Origin of the sequence: Microbacterium sp. C448, from assembly GCF_000582705.2 — a bacterium.
Classification (GTDB): domain Bacteria; phylum Actinomycetota; class Actinomycetes; order Actinomycetales; family Microbacteriaceae; genus Microbacterium; species Microbacterium lacus_A.
The window spans coordinates 1-14,518 of the sequence record NZ_HG779590.1; the positions used below are offsets into that span (position 1 = coordinate 1).

The 14,518-nt window shown below is 67.1% G+C and carries 13 protein-coding genes and 1 pseudogene; 2 read left to right on the plus strand and 12 right to left on the minus strand.

The features are described from left to right. The 12 genes and pseudogenes from MIC448_RS00800 to murC form a co-directional block, all read right to left on the minus strand. A pseudogene (locus tag MIC448_RS00800) lies at positions 1-618 on the minus strand (hypothetical protein); the annotation flags it as partial. Positions 619-679: 61 nt separating this feature from the next. Then, entirely contained in the window at positions 680-4,147 is a 3,468-nt protein-coding gene (gene dnaE, locus MIC448_RS00805; RefSeq protein ID WP_051512854.1) for a DNA polymerase III subunit alpha, read from the minus strand. Positions 4,148-4,254: 107 nt separating this feature from the next. Further along, a complete protein-coding gene (locus MIC448_RS00810) occupies positions 4,255-4,824 on the minus strand; it encodes a GNAT family N-acetyltransferase (protein ID WP_036294591.1) in 570 nt (189 codons plus the stop codon). A gap of 45 nt (positions 4,825-4,869) precedes the next feature. After that, positions 4,870-5,790, minus strand: coding sequence for an RluA family pseudouridine synthase (locus MIC448_RS00815; RefSeq protein WP_036294594.1), 921 nt, complete (start codon positions 5,788-5,790; stop codon positions 4,870-4,872). A 2-nt stretch (positions 5,791-5,792) separates the two neighbouring features. Beyond that, entirely contained in the window at positions 5,793-6,545 is a 753-nt protein-coding gene (gene lspA, locus MIC448_RS00820) for a signal peptidase II (RefSeq protein ID WP_081766092.1), read from the minus strand. Between the two features lie 3 nt (positions 6,546-6,548). Further along, positions 6,549-7,151, minus strand: coding sequence for a DivIVA domain-containing protein (locus MIC448_RS00825; RefSeq protein WP_036294597.1), 603 nt, complete (start codon positions 7,149-7,151; stop codon positions 6,549-6,551). A 142-nt stretch (positions 7,152-7,293) separates the two neighbouring features. Next, on the minus strand, positions 7,294-7,599 hold the full coding sequence (locus MIC448_RS00830) for a YggT family protein (protein ID WP_036294599.1): 306 nt from the start codon (positions 7,597-7,599) through the stop codon (positions 7,294-7,296). Positions 7,600-7,608: 9 nt separating this feature from the next. Then, complete coding sequence (locus MIC448_RS00835) at positions 7,609-8,058, minus strand: cell division protein SepF (RefSeq protein ID WP_036294602.1); 450 nt, start codon at positions 8,056-8,058, stop codon at positions 7,609-7,611. A gap of 33 nt (positions 8,059-8,091) precedes the next feature. Continuing rightward, a complete protein-coding gene (locus tag MIC448_RS00840; protein WP_036294605.1) occupies positions 8,092-8,787 on the minus strand; it encodes a YggS family pyridoxal phosphate-dependent enzyme in 696 nt (231 codons plus the stop codon). A gap of 42 nt (positions 8,788-8,829) precedes the next feature. Then, positions 8,830-9,984, minus strand: a complete 1,155-nt coding sequence (ftsZ, locus tag MIC448_RS00845) for a cell division protein FtsZ (RefSeq protein WP_036294609.1) — start codon at positions 9,982-9,984, stop codon at positions 8,830-8,832. A 183-nt stretch (positions 9,985-10,167) separates the two neighbouring features. Beyond that, on the minus strand, positions 10,168-10,812 hold the full coding sequence (locus MIC448_RS16595) for an FtsQ-type POTRA domain-containing protein (protein WP_306342055.1): 645 nt from the start codon (positions 10,810-10,812) through the stop codon (positions 10,168-10,170). 390 nt (positions 10,813-11,202) lie between these two features. Further along, a complete protein-coding gene (gene murC, locus MIC448_RS00855; RefSeq protein WP_036294615.1) occupies positions 11,203-12,615 on the minus strand; it encodes a UDP-N-acetylmuramate--L-alanine ligase in 1,413 nt (470 codons plus the stop codon). 143 nt (positions 12,616-12,758) lie between these two features. On the opposite strand from murC, the gene MIC448_RS00860 reads away from it, so the two are divergent. After that, positions 12,759-13,112 carry a PadR family transcriptional regulator gene (locus tag MIC448_RS00860; RefSeq protein ID WP_036294619.1) on the plus strand — a complete coding sequence of 118 codons (354 nt, stop codon included), beginning with the start codon at positions 12,759-12,761 and terminating at the stop codon, positions 13,110-13,112. Continuing rightward, entirely contained in the window at positions 13,109-14,443 is a 1,335-nt protein-coding gene (locus tag MIC448_RS00865) for a hypothetical protein (RefSeq protein ID WP_036294622.1), read from the plus strand. The genes MIC448_RS00860 and MIC448_RS00865 overlap by 4 nt, the downstream gene beginning before the upstream one ends. Positions 14,444-14,518: the final 75 nt, after the last annotated feature.

The window sequence follows — 14,518 nt, forward strand, 5'->3', positions numbered from 1 at the left end:
GGCCACGACGGCACGCACGGCGCGGGCGTTGCGATGCGCGGGTGCTTCGGGGCGTCCCCGGAAGTCCTCGTCGAACGGCGCGATGAACGGCGCGAAGACGGTGAGCAGAACGAGGGCCAGGAAGACGATCAGCTCGACCCATACGACCCACGTCGTGTACCACGGGCCGTCATCGACCACCGTGGCGATCGTGTTCCAGATGTACGAGAGCCAGATGACGCTCGAGACCGAGAAGGCGACGGATGCGAACTGGTCGACGCCGAGCGACCCCACGCGTCGAATCCCGTCAGGCGAGAAGCGGCGCAGCGTGATGAGGAACACAGCCACCGTCGGCGCGCCGATAGTAAGCACCCAATCGATACCGCTCATCCAGACGGAGCTGAACGGTGCACGAACAACGGAGAAGAACGAGACGATGAATGCCACAGCCCAGAGCCCGAGGATCGCAACCTCGCGGATCGTGAACGGGCCGACGCCGTATTGAGGTGCCTCTTCGGGCTCGCTCTCGGTCGCCGCGTCGAAGTCGGCGTCATCCGTCGGCGTCGGGTCCGGCTCCGTCGCCGAGACCGGCGAAGCTCCGAGATCCCTCTCGTCGTCTGTCAGGTTCTCGTCGGCCATAACCATCCCCTCTCGTGCGACGCCGTCGGCGCCCCGGCTACCTTACCTCGCGCACATACGCTCAGCCCAGGCATCCGGGTCCGAGCAGAGACTTCAATTCTCCGTAGAGATCCGCGGTCACCTTGACCGGAAGCGGCACGTCGAAAACCTTCGCGACGTCACCCTTGGTCAGCTTCATGCGCACCTCGGTCTGGCCGCGGTGTCGCTCGAGCACCACGGCGAGATCGGTGATGACCGCGTGTGTCGCGCGATGCTCGGGCACGATGAGCTCGAGCGCTCCCCCGGCGTCCACGGCGCCCAGATCGGGCACCATCGCCGAGACGGCGTGCAGGTTCAGCCCGTCATCGCGACGAGACACCCTGCCGCGCACGACCAGGATCGCATCGGCCTGCAGCAGCGGCTGGTACTCGATGTACGTCTTGCCCATGAACATCACGTTCACTTCGCCGTTGAAGTCCTCGACGGTCACCATGCCATAAGGATTTCCGCTCGATTTGGCGACGCGGTGCTGCACGCTCGTCAGGAGTCCTGCGACGGTGACCTGGTCACCGTCGCCGAGATCCTCGGCGGAGAGCAGATCATGGATGGTCGTGGAGGCGTGTTTGGCGAGCGGCATCTCGAGCCCCGCGAGCGGGTGATCCGACACGTACAGCCCGAGCATTTCGCGCTCGAAAGCCAGCTTGTCCTTCTTCGTCCACTCGGGCCGATGCGGCACGGTCTTCGAGCCATGCTGGGGCTCATCGAACAGGCTGTCGAAGTCGAAGCCGTACTGACCGTTCGCCTCGTTGCGTTTGACGTCGACGGTCTGCTCGATCGCGTTCTCATGGATCTCGAGCAGCGCGCGCCGTGTCGCACCCGTCGAGTCGAAAGCGCCGGCTTTGATGAGCGATTCGATCGTGCGCTTGTTCGCGACCTGGAGGGGAACGCGCTGCAGGAAGTCATGGAACGACGTGAACGGCTCCTCGCCGCGGCACGCGACGATCGCATCCACGACGTTCGCCCCGACGTTGCGGATGGCGCCGAGACCGAATCGGATGTCATCGCCCACGGCCGCGAAATACCGGATCGACTGGCTGACGTCGGGCGGGAGGACCTTCATTCCCATTCGTCGGCACTCGTTGAGATACACCGCGAGTTTGTCCTTGGAATCCCCGACACTCGTCAGCAGGGCGGCCATGTACTCGGCGGGGTAGTGCGCCTTCAGGTAGGCGGTCCAGTAGGAGATGAGCCCATATGCGGCGGTGTGCGCCTTGTTGAAGGCGTAGTCGGCGAACGACTCGAGAACCTTCCAGAGCGCGTTCTGGGCGGCCGGCGAGTATCCGTTCGCCGTCATGCCCTCGAAGAAGTCTGCCTGCTGCTTGTCGAGCTCGGATTTCTTCTTCTTGCCCATGGCGCGACGGAGGATGTCCGCCTGACCGAGCGAGAAGCCGGCGAGCTTCTGCGCGGCCGACATCACCTGCTCTTGATAGACGATCAACCCGTAGGTCGTACCGAGGATCTCGCTCAGGGGTTCTTCGAGTTCGGGGTGGATCGGCGTGATCGGCTGCAGGCCGTTCTTGCGAAGCGCGTAGTTCGTGTGGGAGTCGACCCCCATGGGGCCGGGACGGTACAGCGCGAGGACGGCCGAGATGTCTTCGAAGTTGTCGGGCTTCATCAAACGCAGGAGGGACCGCATCGGCCCACCGTCGAGCTGGAAGACGCCGAGCGTGTCGCCGCGCGCCAGCAGCTCATAGGACGCCACGTCGTCGAGGGTCAGGTCTTCGAGCACGAGCTTCTCGCCACGGTTCGCCTCGATATTGTCGAGCGCGTCGTCGATGATCGTGAGGTTGCGGAGCCCCAGGAAGTCCATCTTGATCAGGCCGAGCGACTCACACGCGGGGTAGTCGAACTGCGTGACGATCTGGCCGTCCTGCTCCCGCTTCATGATCGGGATGATGTCGCTGAGCGGCTCACTCGACATGATGACGCCGGCCGCGTGCACACCCCACTGGCGCTTCAGGTTCTCGAGCCCGACCGCGGTGTCGAAGACGGTCTTCGCTTCGGGATCGGTCTCGATCAGGGTGCGGAACTCGGATGCCTCTTTGAACCGTGGATGCGCCTTGTCGAACATGCCCTCGAGGGGCATGTCCTTGCCCATCACCGCGGGGGGCATGGCCTTCGTCAGCCGCTCCCCCATGCCGAACGGGAAGCCCAGCACGCGCGAAGCATCCTTGAGCGCCTGCTTGGCCTTGATCGTGCCGTACGTGACGATCTGAGCGACACGCTCGTCGCCGTACTTCTCGGTCACGTACTGGATGACCTCGCCGCGGCGGCGGTCGTCGAAGTCGACGTCGAAGTCGGGCATCGAGACGCGCTCGGGGTTGAGGAACCGCTCGAAGATCAGTCCGTGCTGGAGCGGGTCGAGGTCGGTGATGCGCATCGCGTACGCCGCCATCGATCCGGCACCCGAACCACGACCGGGGCCGACGCGGATCCCGTTGTTCTTCGCCCAGTTGATGAAGTCGGCGACGACGAGGAAGTAGCCCGGGAATCCCATCTGGACGATGACGTCGGTCTCGTACTCGGCCTGTCGGCGCACCTCGTCGGGGATCCCCGACGGGTAGCGCGCCTGCAGTCCCCGCTCCACCTCTTTGACGAACCAGGACTGTTCGGTCTCGCCGTCGGGCACCGGGTAGCGCGGCATGTAGTTCGCGCTGGTGTTGAACTCGACCTCGCAGCGCTCGGCGACGAGCAGGGTGTTATCGCAGGCCTCGGGATGGTCACGGAATATCTGGCGCATCTCGGCCGGCGTCTTGACGTAGTACCCGTCGCCGTCGAACTTGAAGCGCTTGGGATCGTCCAACGTCGACCCGGACTGCACGCACAGCAGGGCGGCGTGGGATGTCGCATCGTGCTGGTGCGTGTAATGCAGGTCGTTCGTCGCCAGTAGCGGGATGTCGAGGTCTTTCGAGATGCGCAGCAGGTCGCTCATCACACGGCGCTCGATGCTGAGCCCGTGGTCCATGATCTCGGCGAAGTAGTTCTCTTTGCCGAACAGGTCCTGGAACTCGGCGGCCGCCGCCCGAGCCGCGTCGTACTGCCCGAGCCGCAGACGGGTCTGCACCTCTCCGGAGGGGCAGCCGGTCGTCGCGATGAGTCCCTTGCCGTACTTCTGGAGGATGTCGCGGTCCATGCGCGGCTTGAAGTAGTACCCCTCGATGCTCGCGAGCGACGAGAGCCGGAAGAGGTTGTGCATGCCCTCGGTGCTCTGCGAGAGCAGCGTCATGTGCGTATAGGCACCCGAACCCGAGACGTCGTCGTCGTTCTGGTCGGGGCTGCCCCACTTCACACGGGATCGGTCGCTGCGGTGCGTTCCCGGCGTGACGTAGGCCTCCACGCCGATGATCGGCTTGATGCCGACATCCTTCGCGGCCTTGTAGAACTCGTATGCGCCGAAGGTGTTGCCGTGGTCGGTTATCGCGATCGCGGGCATGCCCTGACGTGCCGCCTCTTGCACGAGCGGGCCGACGCGGGCGGCCCCGTCGAGCATCGAGTATTCGCTGTGCACATGGAGATGAACGAAAGAGTCGGCTGCCACTCGTCCACACTAAGGGGCGCCTCCGACATCGTCGGCGGGTCGTACCGAAACCGACCCGGCTACGCCAGATCGAGACGCATCAGGACCCTCGGAAACCCGTTCAACACCGAGTCGGTGTCGGATACCTTGGAGAATCCTGCGCGTTCGAACAGCGCCCGTGTGCCCACGTAGGCCATCGTCAGGTCGACCTTCTCGCCGTCATTCTCGACCGGGTACGCCTCGACGGCGGGTGCTCCCTGCGAGCGGGCGTAGTCCACGGCTCCGCCGACGAGATCGTGCGCGATGCCCTGACCCCGGTGGCCGGGGCGCACCCGCACGCACCAAAGCGACCAGACATCCTGATCGTCGATACGGGGGATCTTGCGGTTCCGCGCGAACGAGGTGTCCGCCCGCGGATGGATCGCCGCCCACCCGACGACCTCTTCCCCGTCGTACGCCAGAACACCGGGCGGCCCCTCGCGCACGAGCTCGGCAACGCGCTCGCCGCGCGCCGTGCCCCGAAGCGCGAGGTTCTCTTTCGACGGGATGCGGTAGCTCAGACACCAGCAGACATTCGCATCGGGGCGCTTGGGGCCCACCATGATCTGCACATCTTCGAACACCGTCGCGGGCCGCACGTCGATCGCCATGACCGCATTCTGCCCCGGGTCTGCGACATTCGGCAGGACCCCGGCTCATCCGGCCTGCAGAACCTCGAGCGCGTGGGCGAGATCGGCCGGATAATCCGAGGCGAAGGTGACCCAGTCGCCGGTCGCCGGGTGATGGAACGAAAGCTGTCGAGCGTGCAGCCACTGGCGGGTCAACCCCAAACGGGCCGACATCGTCGGGTCCGCACCGTAAAGCGGATCGCCGACACACGGATGCCTCTGCGCGGCCATGTGAACGCGGATCTGGTGCGTGCGCCCGGTCTCGAGATGAATCTCGAGCAGTGAAGCACCACGGAATGCCTCGAGCGTCTCGTAGTGCGTGACCGAATCCTTGCCATCCGGCGTGACGGCGAATTTCCACGAGTGCGTGGCGTGCCGACCGATCGGCGCGTCGATCGTGCCGGACAAGGGATCAGGATGCCCCTGCACGACGGCGTGATAGATCTTCTCGACCTCACGCTCCTTGAAAGCGCGCTTCAGCGCCGTGTAAGCCGCTTCGGACTTCGCGACGACCATGAGCCCACTCGTGCCGACATCGAGCCGATGCACGATGCCCTGCCGCTCCGCGGCGCCGGTCGTGGCGATGGTATATCCGCTCGCGGCCAATGCCCCGAGGACCGTCGGCCCTTCCCATCCGACGCTCGGATGGGCCGCGACACCCGCCGGCTTGTCAATCACGACGATGTCATCGTCGTCGTAGACGATGCCGAAGTCGGGCACCGCCATCGGGACCACACGAGGTTCCTCGCGTTCTTCCCAGTTGACCTCGAGCCAGGCTCCGCCCGACAGGCGGTCCGATTTTCCGACGACGCGACCATCCACACTGACGCCACCGGATTCGGCAACCTCTGCCGCGAAGGTGCGCGAGAACCCGAGCATCTTGGCCAGGGCCGCGTCGACCCGGGTGCCCTCCAGACCGTCGGGCACGGGAAGACTCCGCGCCGGCACCGCTAGGCCCTCGAGGGGTCGTCGGTGCCGTCCGCGACAGCGCCGTCGGGTCGTCGTGGGGCCCCGACATCCGGGTCCGCGATCGGGAATAGGGAATCGCGGTCGGTGCCCACGCCCTCGATCGAAACGGGACCGCCGGCCGTGGACTCATCGCCCGCGGCCCCGTCAGCAACGCTTTCGTCCGGGGATGTCTCGGCGCGGTCTTCCCGACGTTCACGGGTGCCGTCCATGTGCAGTCCGAGCAGGACGAGCAGGGCGATCCCGATCATGTCGCAGACGATGAAGATGTCGGCGACGTTGTAGATCGCAGGCATCATCCACGGCGTGGAGATGAAGTCGACGACATGGCCGACCGGGAAGCCCGGGTCACGCAGCAGACGATCGGTGAGATTGCCGAGAACGCCGCCGAGCAGCAGCCCGAGGGCCACGGCCCAGAGCCGGGAGCGCACCCGCGTGATCATCAACCAGACGATCGCGATCGCGACCGCGGCCAGCGCGATCGTGAAGACCCACGTGACACTCTCGCCCAGCGAGAACGCGGCGCCCGGGTTGAAGACCAGGACGAAGACGAGGAACTCGCCCAGAATCTGGACCGGATCACCCGGCGTCAGATTCTGCAAGGCGAAGAACTTGCTCAACTGATCGGCGGCCAAGGCCACCACCGCGAGAGTCGCGATGATGGCGATGGCCGCCGGTCGATTGAGAGGCTTGCGCGGCCCCGCGGATTGCTCGGGTGCGGGACTCGGTTCGGTCAAGGTCTAGAGACCGATGGCCGACACGGGCGTCGAGCCCGACGTCGAGCCGGACGTCTCGAGGTCGCGCAGCTGACCCTCGATGTAGCTACGCAGCTGGGCGCGATAGTCACGCTCGAACTGACGGAGCTCGGTGATGCGACCCTCGAGTACCGTGCGCTCCTTCTCGAGGCGGGCGGCCTCTTCGCGCTGCTTGGCCTCGGCTTCGGCAACGATGCGCGATGCGGTTGCCTCAGCCTCTCCGACCAGCTTGTCGCGCTGGGCGATGCCCTCGGCGACGTGCTCGTCGTGCAGACGCTGCGCGAGCTCGATGATTCCCGCGCTGGTGCTTGCGCCGGCGTCATCGCTCGAGGGAGCGGGCTTCGGCGCGGCCGCGACGGGAGCCTCGACCTCGGGCGCGGGCTCAGCAGCGGGTGCTGCGGCGGCCGGCTTCTCGCCGGCCTCGTAGGCCTCGAGCTTGGCCTTCAGCTCTTCGTTCTCGGCGATCGTCTTGCGCCACTCGACGACGATCTCGTCGAGGAAGTCGTCGACCTCTTCGGGGTCGAAACCCTCTTTGAACCGGACGTGCTGGAACTGCTTGGTAACAACGTCATCGGGGGTCAGAGCCATGGGGGATCCGTCCTGTTCATCTCTGCTGGTCACGGCGTGGCTGCGCTGGGGCGCGAAGCCATCAGCATAGCTGAGCCATCTCGGTGTCGCGAGAGCGGGCCGGGTGCGTCACGGCACGGTCAGCCCAGCCGAAAGCGCCGGTTTATGCCGCGCCGGCGATGGATCGTGTGACGCTCAGCAGGATGAAACACAGGAAGATCGTGAGCGCGAAAGCGAGATCGATCGCAACCGGTCCGATACGGAGCGGCGGGATGAATCGGCGAAAAAGCCGGATCGGAGGATCCGTCACGGTGTAGACGATTTCAGCGAAGATGAGCCCGGCACCCCGAGGACGCCATTCGCGATTGAAGACCGGGATGTACTCGAGAATGAGTCGCCCCAGCAGCACGAACACGTACAGCAGGATCAGACCGTTGAGGATCGACGCAATGAGCCTCAGCAGTTCCACGTATACAGACTACGACGCGGAGAAGGGCGCGGCGTCCGGGTCGGCGTGCGGGATGCCGCCGTCACCCGAAACCTCGACGTGCTCGGGCGAGAGCAGGAAGACCTTGCTCGTGACCCGCTCGATGCGTCCGTACAGTCCCAGCGACAGTCCGCTCGCGAAGTCGATGAGGCGGCGCGCGTCGGCGTCGCTCATCTGCGAGAGGTTGATGATCACGGGGATGCCCTCGCGGAAGTTCTCGGCGATCACCTGGGCGTCGCGGTACTGCTTGGGGTGCACCGTGAGGATCTCGGTCAGTCCGCCCGCTGCGGGCTGGTGGACGGCCTTCGGACGAAGGGGCGTCACCGTGCCCTTGGGCTCGACGGCGTGCACGCGCGAGTGCTGCTGCTGCGGCTCGTCGACGACTTCTTCTTCGTCGGCAAGACCGAGGTAGACCATGGTCTTCTTGAGCGGGTTCGACATCGCATCCTCCGTGTTGGCTCGTCTGTTTCGAGGTTAACCGCGGGCGGGTCGGTTGCCCGTGATTGCGGACCCGATCCGCAGGTGTGTCGCGCCGACGGCGATCGCTTCTTCGAAATCCCCCGTCATCCCGGCGCTGATCCAGGATGCGTCGGGCACCACGGCGCGGACCCGTGCGGCGTGCTCGGCCAAGCGTGCGAAGGCCGCGGCGGGATTCTCGTCGAGCGGCGCCACAGCCATGACGCCGCGCAGCCGGAGTCCGGCGCATCCGGCGACGTGTTCGGCGAGGGCCACGACGTCCGACTCATTCGTTCCGCCGCGTCCCGCGTCGGCCGTCAGATTGATCTGCACGAGCACGTCGAGCGGCGGCGTCCCGGCGTCCGCGGCGCCACTGAGAGCGTCGGCGAGCTTGGTCCGATCCACCGAGTGAACGACGGATGCGGCGGCCCGCACGGCACGCGCCTTGTTCGTCTGGATCTGCCCGACAAAGTGCCAGCGCATGTCCGCGAGGTCCGCGAGCTCAGCACGTTTTGCGGAGATCTCTTGCTGGCGGTTCTCACCGACGTCTCGGACGCCGAGGGCGTGCAGATCGCGCACCAGCTGCGCCGGATGGAACTTCGTCACGACGATCCGCGTGATCTCAGCCGGGTCGCGTCCGGCCGTCCGGGCCGCGGCTGCGACGCGTTCGTCCAACAACGCCAGTCGGTCCGCGAGAGGGGCCACTTCGGTCATGCGGCACCTCTCGCGGGCCGCGGCATCCGTTGCGGGATACCGCTACTTCAGGAAGTCCGGGATGTCGAGATCGTCGTCACCGAACGCGGAGTCGAAACCCGCAGCCTCGGGAACGATCGGGCCGGACGCGGAGCCGACCGAAACCGACTCGCGCACGGGGGCCTTGACCTCGGCTGCCTCGTCGGCCGTGGCGACCGGCAGGGCGGGCGCCTGTCGCTGAGCGACGACGGGCTCGCTGCGCTGCAGGGGTTCTCCGCCGTCGAATCCGGCCGCAATCACCGTGACGCGCACTTCGTCGCCGAGCGTGTCGTCGATGACCGTACCGAAGATGATGTTGGCCTCGGGGTGCGCCGCCTCTTTGACGAGCTGCGCGGCATCGTTGATCTCGAAGATTCCCAGGTTCGAGCCACCTTGGATCGAGAGCAGCACACCGTGCGCACCCTCGATCGAGGCCTCGAGCAGCGGAGATTCGACCGCGAGCTCGGCAGCCTTGATTGCGCGATCCGCGCCGCGGGCGGAGCCGATACCCATGAGGGCTGATCCCGCTCCCTGCATGACCGACTTGACGTCGGCGAAGTCGAGGTTGATGAGACCGGGAGTCGTGATGAGGTCGGTGATGCCCTGGACACCGGCGAGAAGCACCTGGTCTGCCGTCGCGAACGCCTCGATCATCGAGATTCCGCGATCGCTGATCTCGAGCAGGCGGTCGTTCGGCACCACGATGAGGGTGTCGACCTCTTCCTTGAGCTTGGCCACGCCCGTGTCGGCCTGCGTCTGACGACGGCGTCCCTCGAACGAGAACGGCTTCGTGACGACACCGATCGTGAGGGCGCCGATCGACTTCGCGATCTTGGCGACGACGGGTGCGCCACCGGTGCCGGTGCCACCACCCTCGCCCGCTGTGACGAACACCATGTCGGCGCCGCGCAGGGCCTCTTCGATCTCTTCGGCGTGGTCCTCTGCCGCACGGCGTCCCACCTCGGGGTCGGCGCCGGCGCCGAGGCCGCGGGTGATCTCGCGACCGACATCGAGCTTGACATCGGCGTCGCTCATGAGGAGCGCCTGCGCGTCGGTGTTGATCGCGATGAACTCGACACCGCGCAGCCCGAGCTCGATCATGCGGTTGACGGCGTTGACGCCGCCGCCGCCGACGCCGACGACCTTGATAACGGCGAGGTAGTTCTGGTTCTGGCTCATGCCGGCCTCCGTGTCGCGAACCTGGGTGAAACCTTCAACCTCAAGTAGAACTGTAAAGAAATGCCCGGTATGCATTTCCTCTGTTCACACGGTAGGCCGGGGCTCCGCAGGCGCCCGCAGGCGCGCGGCGTGTCGCGGCACACGGACGAAAACCTCAGGTGCAGAAGCTCGCAGCAGCGAGAGTCAGCGGACGACGACGGATGCGGGCGACGAGACGTCGTACACCGACATACCAGGCCGAGCAGCCATCGCCCGGTCGAGATTCACGGCCTTGAGCGCCGTCTCTTCGACAGCTCCCCAGACGACCTGGGCGCCGCTCGCGAGCGTGAGAGTGACATCGTCGCGCGTGGTCGCCGCGATGCGCGCCACCTGGGTCGCGATCGCTTCCGGGAGGGCGCGCATAACGAGTCCCGCCGACTCGAACGCCCCGGATGTCGTCCCGCCGGCGATTTCGAGGATGGGGCGACCGTCCGGTGGGTTCGGGCTGGTCTCCAGCGCCACGCCGGCAGCATCGACGAGCGTCCACCCGGCATCCGTCTGGATGACCCCGATGGGTGTGCGTTCGACGATCCGCACCACCAGGTCATGCGGCGGGCGTGCCTCGAGCGTGTACGACTCGACCAGGGGGAAGGCCACCAGCGCGGCCTTGACGGCGCTCGCATCCACGAGCGGCAGGGGCGTCCCGATCTGGCCGGTCAGGGCCTCCTCGACCGTCGTCGCGGGCAACGAGGCCGTGCCGACGACCTCGATCCGCTCGACCGCGAACAGCGGGCTATAGGCCGCGCCGACGCTGCCGACGATCAGCATCAGCACGGCGGCGCTACTCACGAGCCACACGAGACGACGACGCCGGCTGCGGACAGTGAAGCGGCGCACCTCGCGACGCAACGCGCGGCGACGTGCACGTGCGGCACGCCAGACGTCACGGATTCCCGTGCGTCGGGGAGCGGCATCCGGGGCCGTCTGGTCTTCACCCCGTTCAGGGGTCGCCGCCTCGTCTACCGCCGGCTCGCCTCTCGGCGACGGTTGCGCCTCGGATGGAGCAGGGACGACGGATGCGTCTTCACCCAGACTCTCGTGGCTAGCAGGAACGGTCGCTCCGTCGTCCCTCGAACGCGCGTCGCCCCACGAACGCGGCTCATCCCACGAACGCGATGTGCGCTTCGAGGCCGCCCCGGATGTCTCGGGCGCGGGAAGCGGCGGAGGCCGACGCATCCGTCAGTCCGTGACGCCGGCCGGCGCCGTGTGCGAAAGAGCTTCGAGCAGCTGCGGAATGATCAGGTACACGTTGCCGCAGCCGAGGGTGATGACGTAGTCGCCCTCTCGCGCCACCGTTGCCGTGTAGTCGGCCGCCTCTTGCCAGTCCGCAACGTACGCGACGTGATCGGGGGCCGCGAAGGCGTCGCGGACGAGGGCGCCGGTGACACCCGGGATGGGATCCTCACGGGCACCATAGACGTCGAGCACGACCGTGTGGTCGGCATACTCCTCGAGCACTTCGGCGAACTCGCGATACATCTGCTGTGTGCGGGAGTATGTATGCGGCTGGTGCACGGCGATGATGCGGCCCTCGCCGATAACGGTCCGCGCCGCAGCCAGGGCTGCCGCCACCTCGGTGGGGTGGTGCGCGTAGTCATCGAAGACGCTGACGCCGCGGGTGACACCGTGCAATTCGAAGCGGCGGATCGTGCCCGCGAACCCCTCGACGGCGCGCAGGGCGGGCTCGAGCTCGTACCCGAGCGAGAGCAACACAGCGACGACACCCGCGGCATTGATCGCGTTGTGTGCACCGGGGATCTCGAGCCGGGCCCGCTCCGTCACGCCGCGGTAGGTCAGCGCAAACGACACCGGGCCGTCGGTGGTGATGTCGGTGACACGCACGTCCGCACCATCCGATTCCCCGAAGGTGATGACGTTCGGATGCGTGAGGCGGGAGGTGACCCGCAGCGCCCCGGGGTCGTCGGCCGAGATGACGACGCTCTCGCGGGCCGCGTCGGCGAAGCGCGCGAAGGCGTCATCGAACGCGTCGTTCGTTCCGTAGTGGTCGAGGTGATCGGGGTCGACATTCGTGATGAGGGCGATGGACGTGTCGTACAGCAGGAACGTGCCGTCGGACTCGTCGGCCTCGACCACGAACAATTCGTCGACGCCCGTGCCGCTCGAGGCGCCGAGCTGCGCGATCACTCCCCCGTTGACGAAGCTCGGATCGGCGCCCAGCTCGTGCAGAGCGGTGATGATCATTCCGGTCGAGGTTGTCTTGCCGTGCGCGCCGGCGACCGAAACGAGACGGCGACCACCGATGAGCCAGTGCAACGCCTGCGAACGATGGATGACCGGCATCCCGCGCTCCTTCGCGAGGACGTACTCGGGGTTCTCGGGCCAGATCGCGCCGGTGTGGATGACGGTGTCGGCGTCGCCGAGATTGGCAGCGTCGTGCCCGACATGCACGCGCGCCCCGAGCAACGCGAGCTGCCGCAGCGCGTCGCTGTCGGCGCGGTCGGACCCCGAGACCCGGATGCCGCGGGCCAGGAACATCCGGGCGAGCCCCGACATCCCCGATCCACCGATGCCGATGAAGTGCGCGGCGCCGATATTCTCGGGAATCGGCAGGCTGAGGTCGGGTCGAATCATGGCCCGATAAGTCTAGGTCGGCCTCCTGCGAGGTCGGCTCCCGGCGCGCCCGGACTCGGGCTCTCGGCGCGTGCGCGCTCGCCACGCCGGCGCGGGCGACTCAGCAACTCGACATACTCCCGAAGTGGGCATATGGTCGACGCATGAGCGCGCCACTGGGAACGACCGCCTTCTGGATCCTCACGAGCCTCACCGAGGGGCGCCGCCACGGCTACGCGATCCTGCGACATGTGGACGAGGCATCCGGCGATCCCGGCTCCCTCAAGACCACGACGCTCTACGCGACGATCGAGCGCCTGCAGACGCGCGGACTCGTCGTTGACGACGGCGATGAGATCGTGGACGGGCGAGCACGCCGCTACTACGCACTCACAGACACGGGACGGACCCGCCTCGAAGAAGAGCTCGCCGACCTCGAAAATCGGGCATCCGCGGCGCGGCGGGCGCTCGCGTCCCCGCACCCCGCGCCCGCCGTCGGCGTGGCGACGTTCGCATGACGGCTCCGGACGAGCGCGCATTCCGCGCCCTGCTGCGCTGGTACCCGCGCCGCTGGCGAGAGCGCAACGGTGAGGTTGTGTTGGGCACGATGCTCGACGACGCCGAGGCGCGCGAGCAGCGGATTCCGGATGCCTCGATGCGGCGCGCCGCGGTCGTCCAAGGCCTTGGCGCTCGACTGGATCGACGCGCGGCTATCGTCGCGGCATCCCTCGCCGTTGCCTTCGGACTCGCGGGCATACCGCTCCTGTTCGCGGGAGCGGGCCCCATCGGATTGATACCCGGTTTCGGAGCCGCGCCGCTGTTCATGCTTCTCGCCATCGTCGCCACGCTCCGGACGCGCGGGATCCTCTCCGCCCCCGAGGCGCTGGCCGCCTTCGCACTCGCGGTGCCGGCCGCCGTCTTGTCGACCCTTGCCGCTCTCTCGTGGTCGGTCGGCTTCGATGAGGGCGATGCGGGAATCACCCGCAGCTGGTTCGCTCAGGCTTTCGTGTGGTTCTTCACGGCCGCGTGGCTTGCCGCCACCGCGTGGGGTGCCGTCGTTCTGGGCGGAATTCTTCGGGCCCTGACCGTGCCTACGGGGTGGGCGCGGCTGGGCGGCGGCGGGTGCACCATAATCACCTATCCCCTGCTGGCGTTCACCCTGCTGAGCCCCACAACCGGGGCACTCGTCGCTGTGGCAACCCTGGGCGGGGTGATTCTGCTGACGCGACGCAAATCAACGGCGGCAGGCGCCCCCCGTTCCGCGGGGCCCGCGGCAAGGATGCCCCGCCCGGCCCGCCCGAGCGTGTTGGCCTGCGCAGCGGCGTCGACTGTTGCGGGAGTGGGCGCCATCGTCTTCGCGCTCACCGGTAGCGGGTGGAGCGGTGTCACCCTGGATTCGACCGAGGCGATGCGTGCCGGAATCGTCGCGGGATTCCTTGCCGCACTGCCGTATTGCGCGGCGATCGGGCTGTTGCGATCCCACGACTATCGCACGATCGACACCTGGGGCCCGCCGACGCTCATCGCGATCGCATTGCTCATCGCCGCGACGGAGAACGTCATCGGGGGCGGTGACGGCAACCGGATCGTCTGGGCCCTGACGATCGCCGCGCTGCCCCTCGGCGGTGCCGTCACCTGGATTCTCGCGGTGGGTCGCTGGGCCTCTCGGGTCGTTCGGACGACGATCGCGGCCCTGTGCGGCGCATCCGTCGTCATCCTCGGCACATCGATCCAGATGCTTCCGTTCGTCCTGCCGATCGCGGCGCTGGTCCTCGCCATCGGCGAAGCCCGCCGCCTGACCGCGCACCGCGGCCGTCGCACCCAGCCCTCACGCGCCGCAGTTGCGTAGGCCCGGGGTGGGGCGCCGAACTGTCACAGACCGCTCTATTCGGCGCGGCGGTTTCAGGTGGCTAGTGCAACACCG

Coding starts and splice junctions, on each gene's coding strand:
- dnaE (WP_051512854.1), bottom strand. CDS start 4,147: ATGCTCGACGGGGCCGCCCGCGTCGGCCCGCTCGTGCAAGAGGCGGCA.
- MIC448_RS00810 (WP_036294591.1), bottom strand. CDS start 4,824: ATGGCGATCGACGTGCGGCCCGCGACGGTGTTCGAAGATGTGCAGATC.
- MIC448_RS00825 (WP_036294597.1), bottom strand. CDS start 7,151: ATGGCTCTGACCCCCGATGACGTTGTTACCAAGCAGTTCCAGCACGTC.
- MIC448_RS00835 (WP_036294602.1), bottom strand. CDS start 8,058: ATGTCGAACCCGCTCAAGAAGACCATGGTCTACCTCGGTCTTGCCGAC.
- MIC448_RS00840 (WP_036294605.1), bottom strand. CDS start 8,787: ATGACCGAAGTGGCCCCTCTCGCGGACCGACTGGCGTTGTTGGACGAA.
- ftsZ (WP_036294609.1), bottom strand. CDS start 9,984: ATGAGCCAGAACCAGAACTACCTCGCCGTTATCAAGGTCGTCGGCGTC.
- murC (WP_036294615.1), bottom strand. CDS start 12,615: ATGATTCGACCCGACCTCAGCCTGCCGATTCCCGAGAATATCGGCGCC.
- MIC448_RS00860 (WP_036294619.1), top strand. CDS start 12,759: ATGAGCGCGCCACTGGGAACGACCGCCTTCTGGATCCTCACGAGCCTC.
- MIC448_RS00865 (WP_036294622.1), top strand. CDS start 13,109: ATGACGGCTCCGGACGAGCGCGCATTCCGCGCCCTGCTGCGCTGGTAC.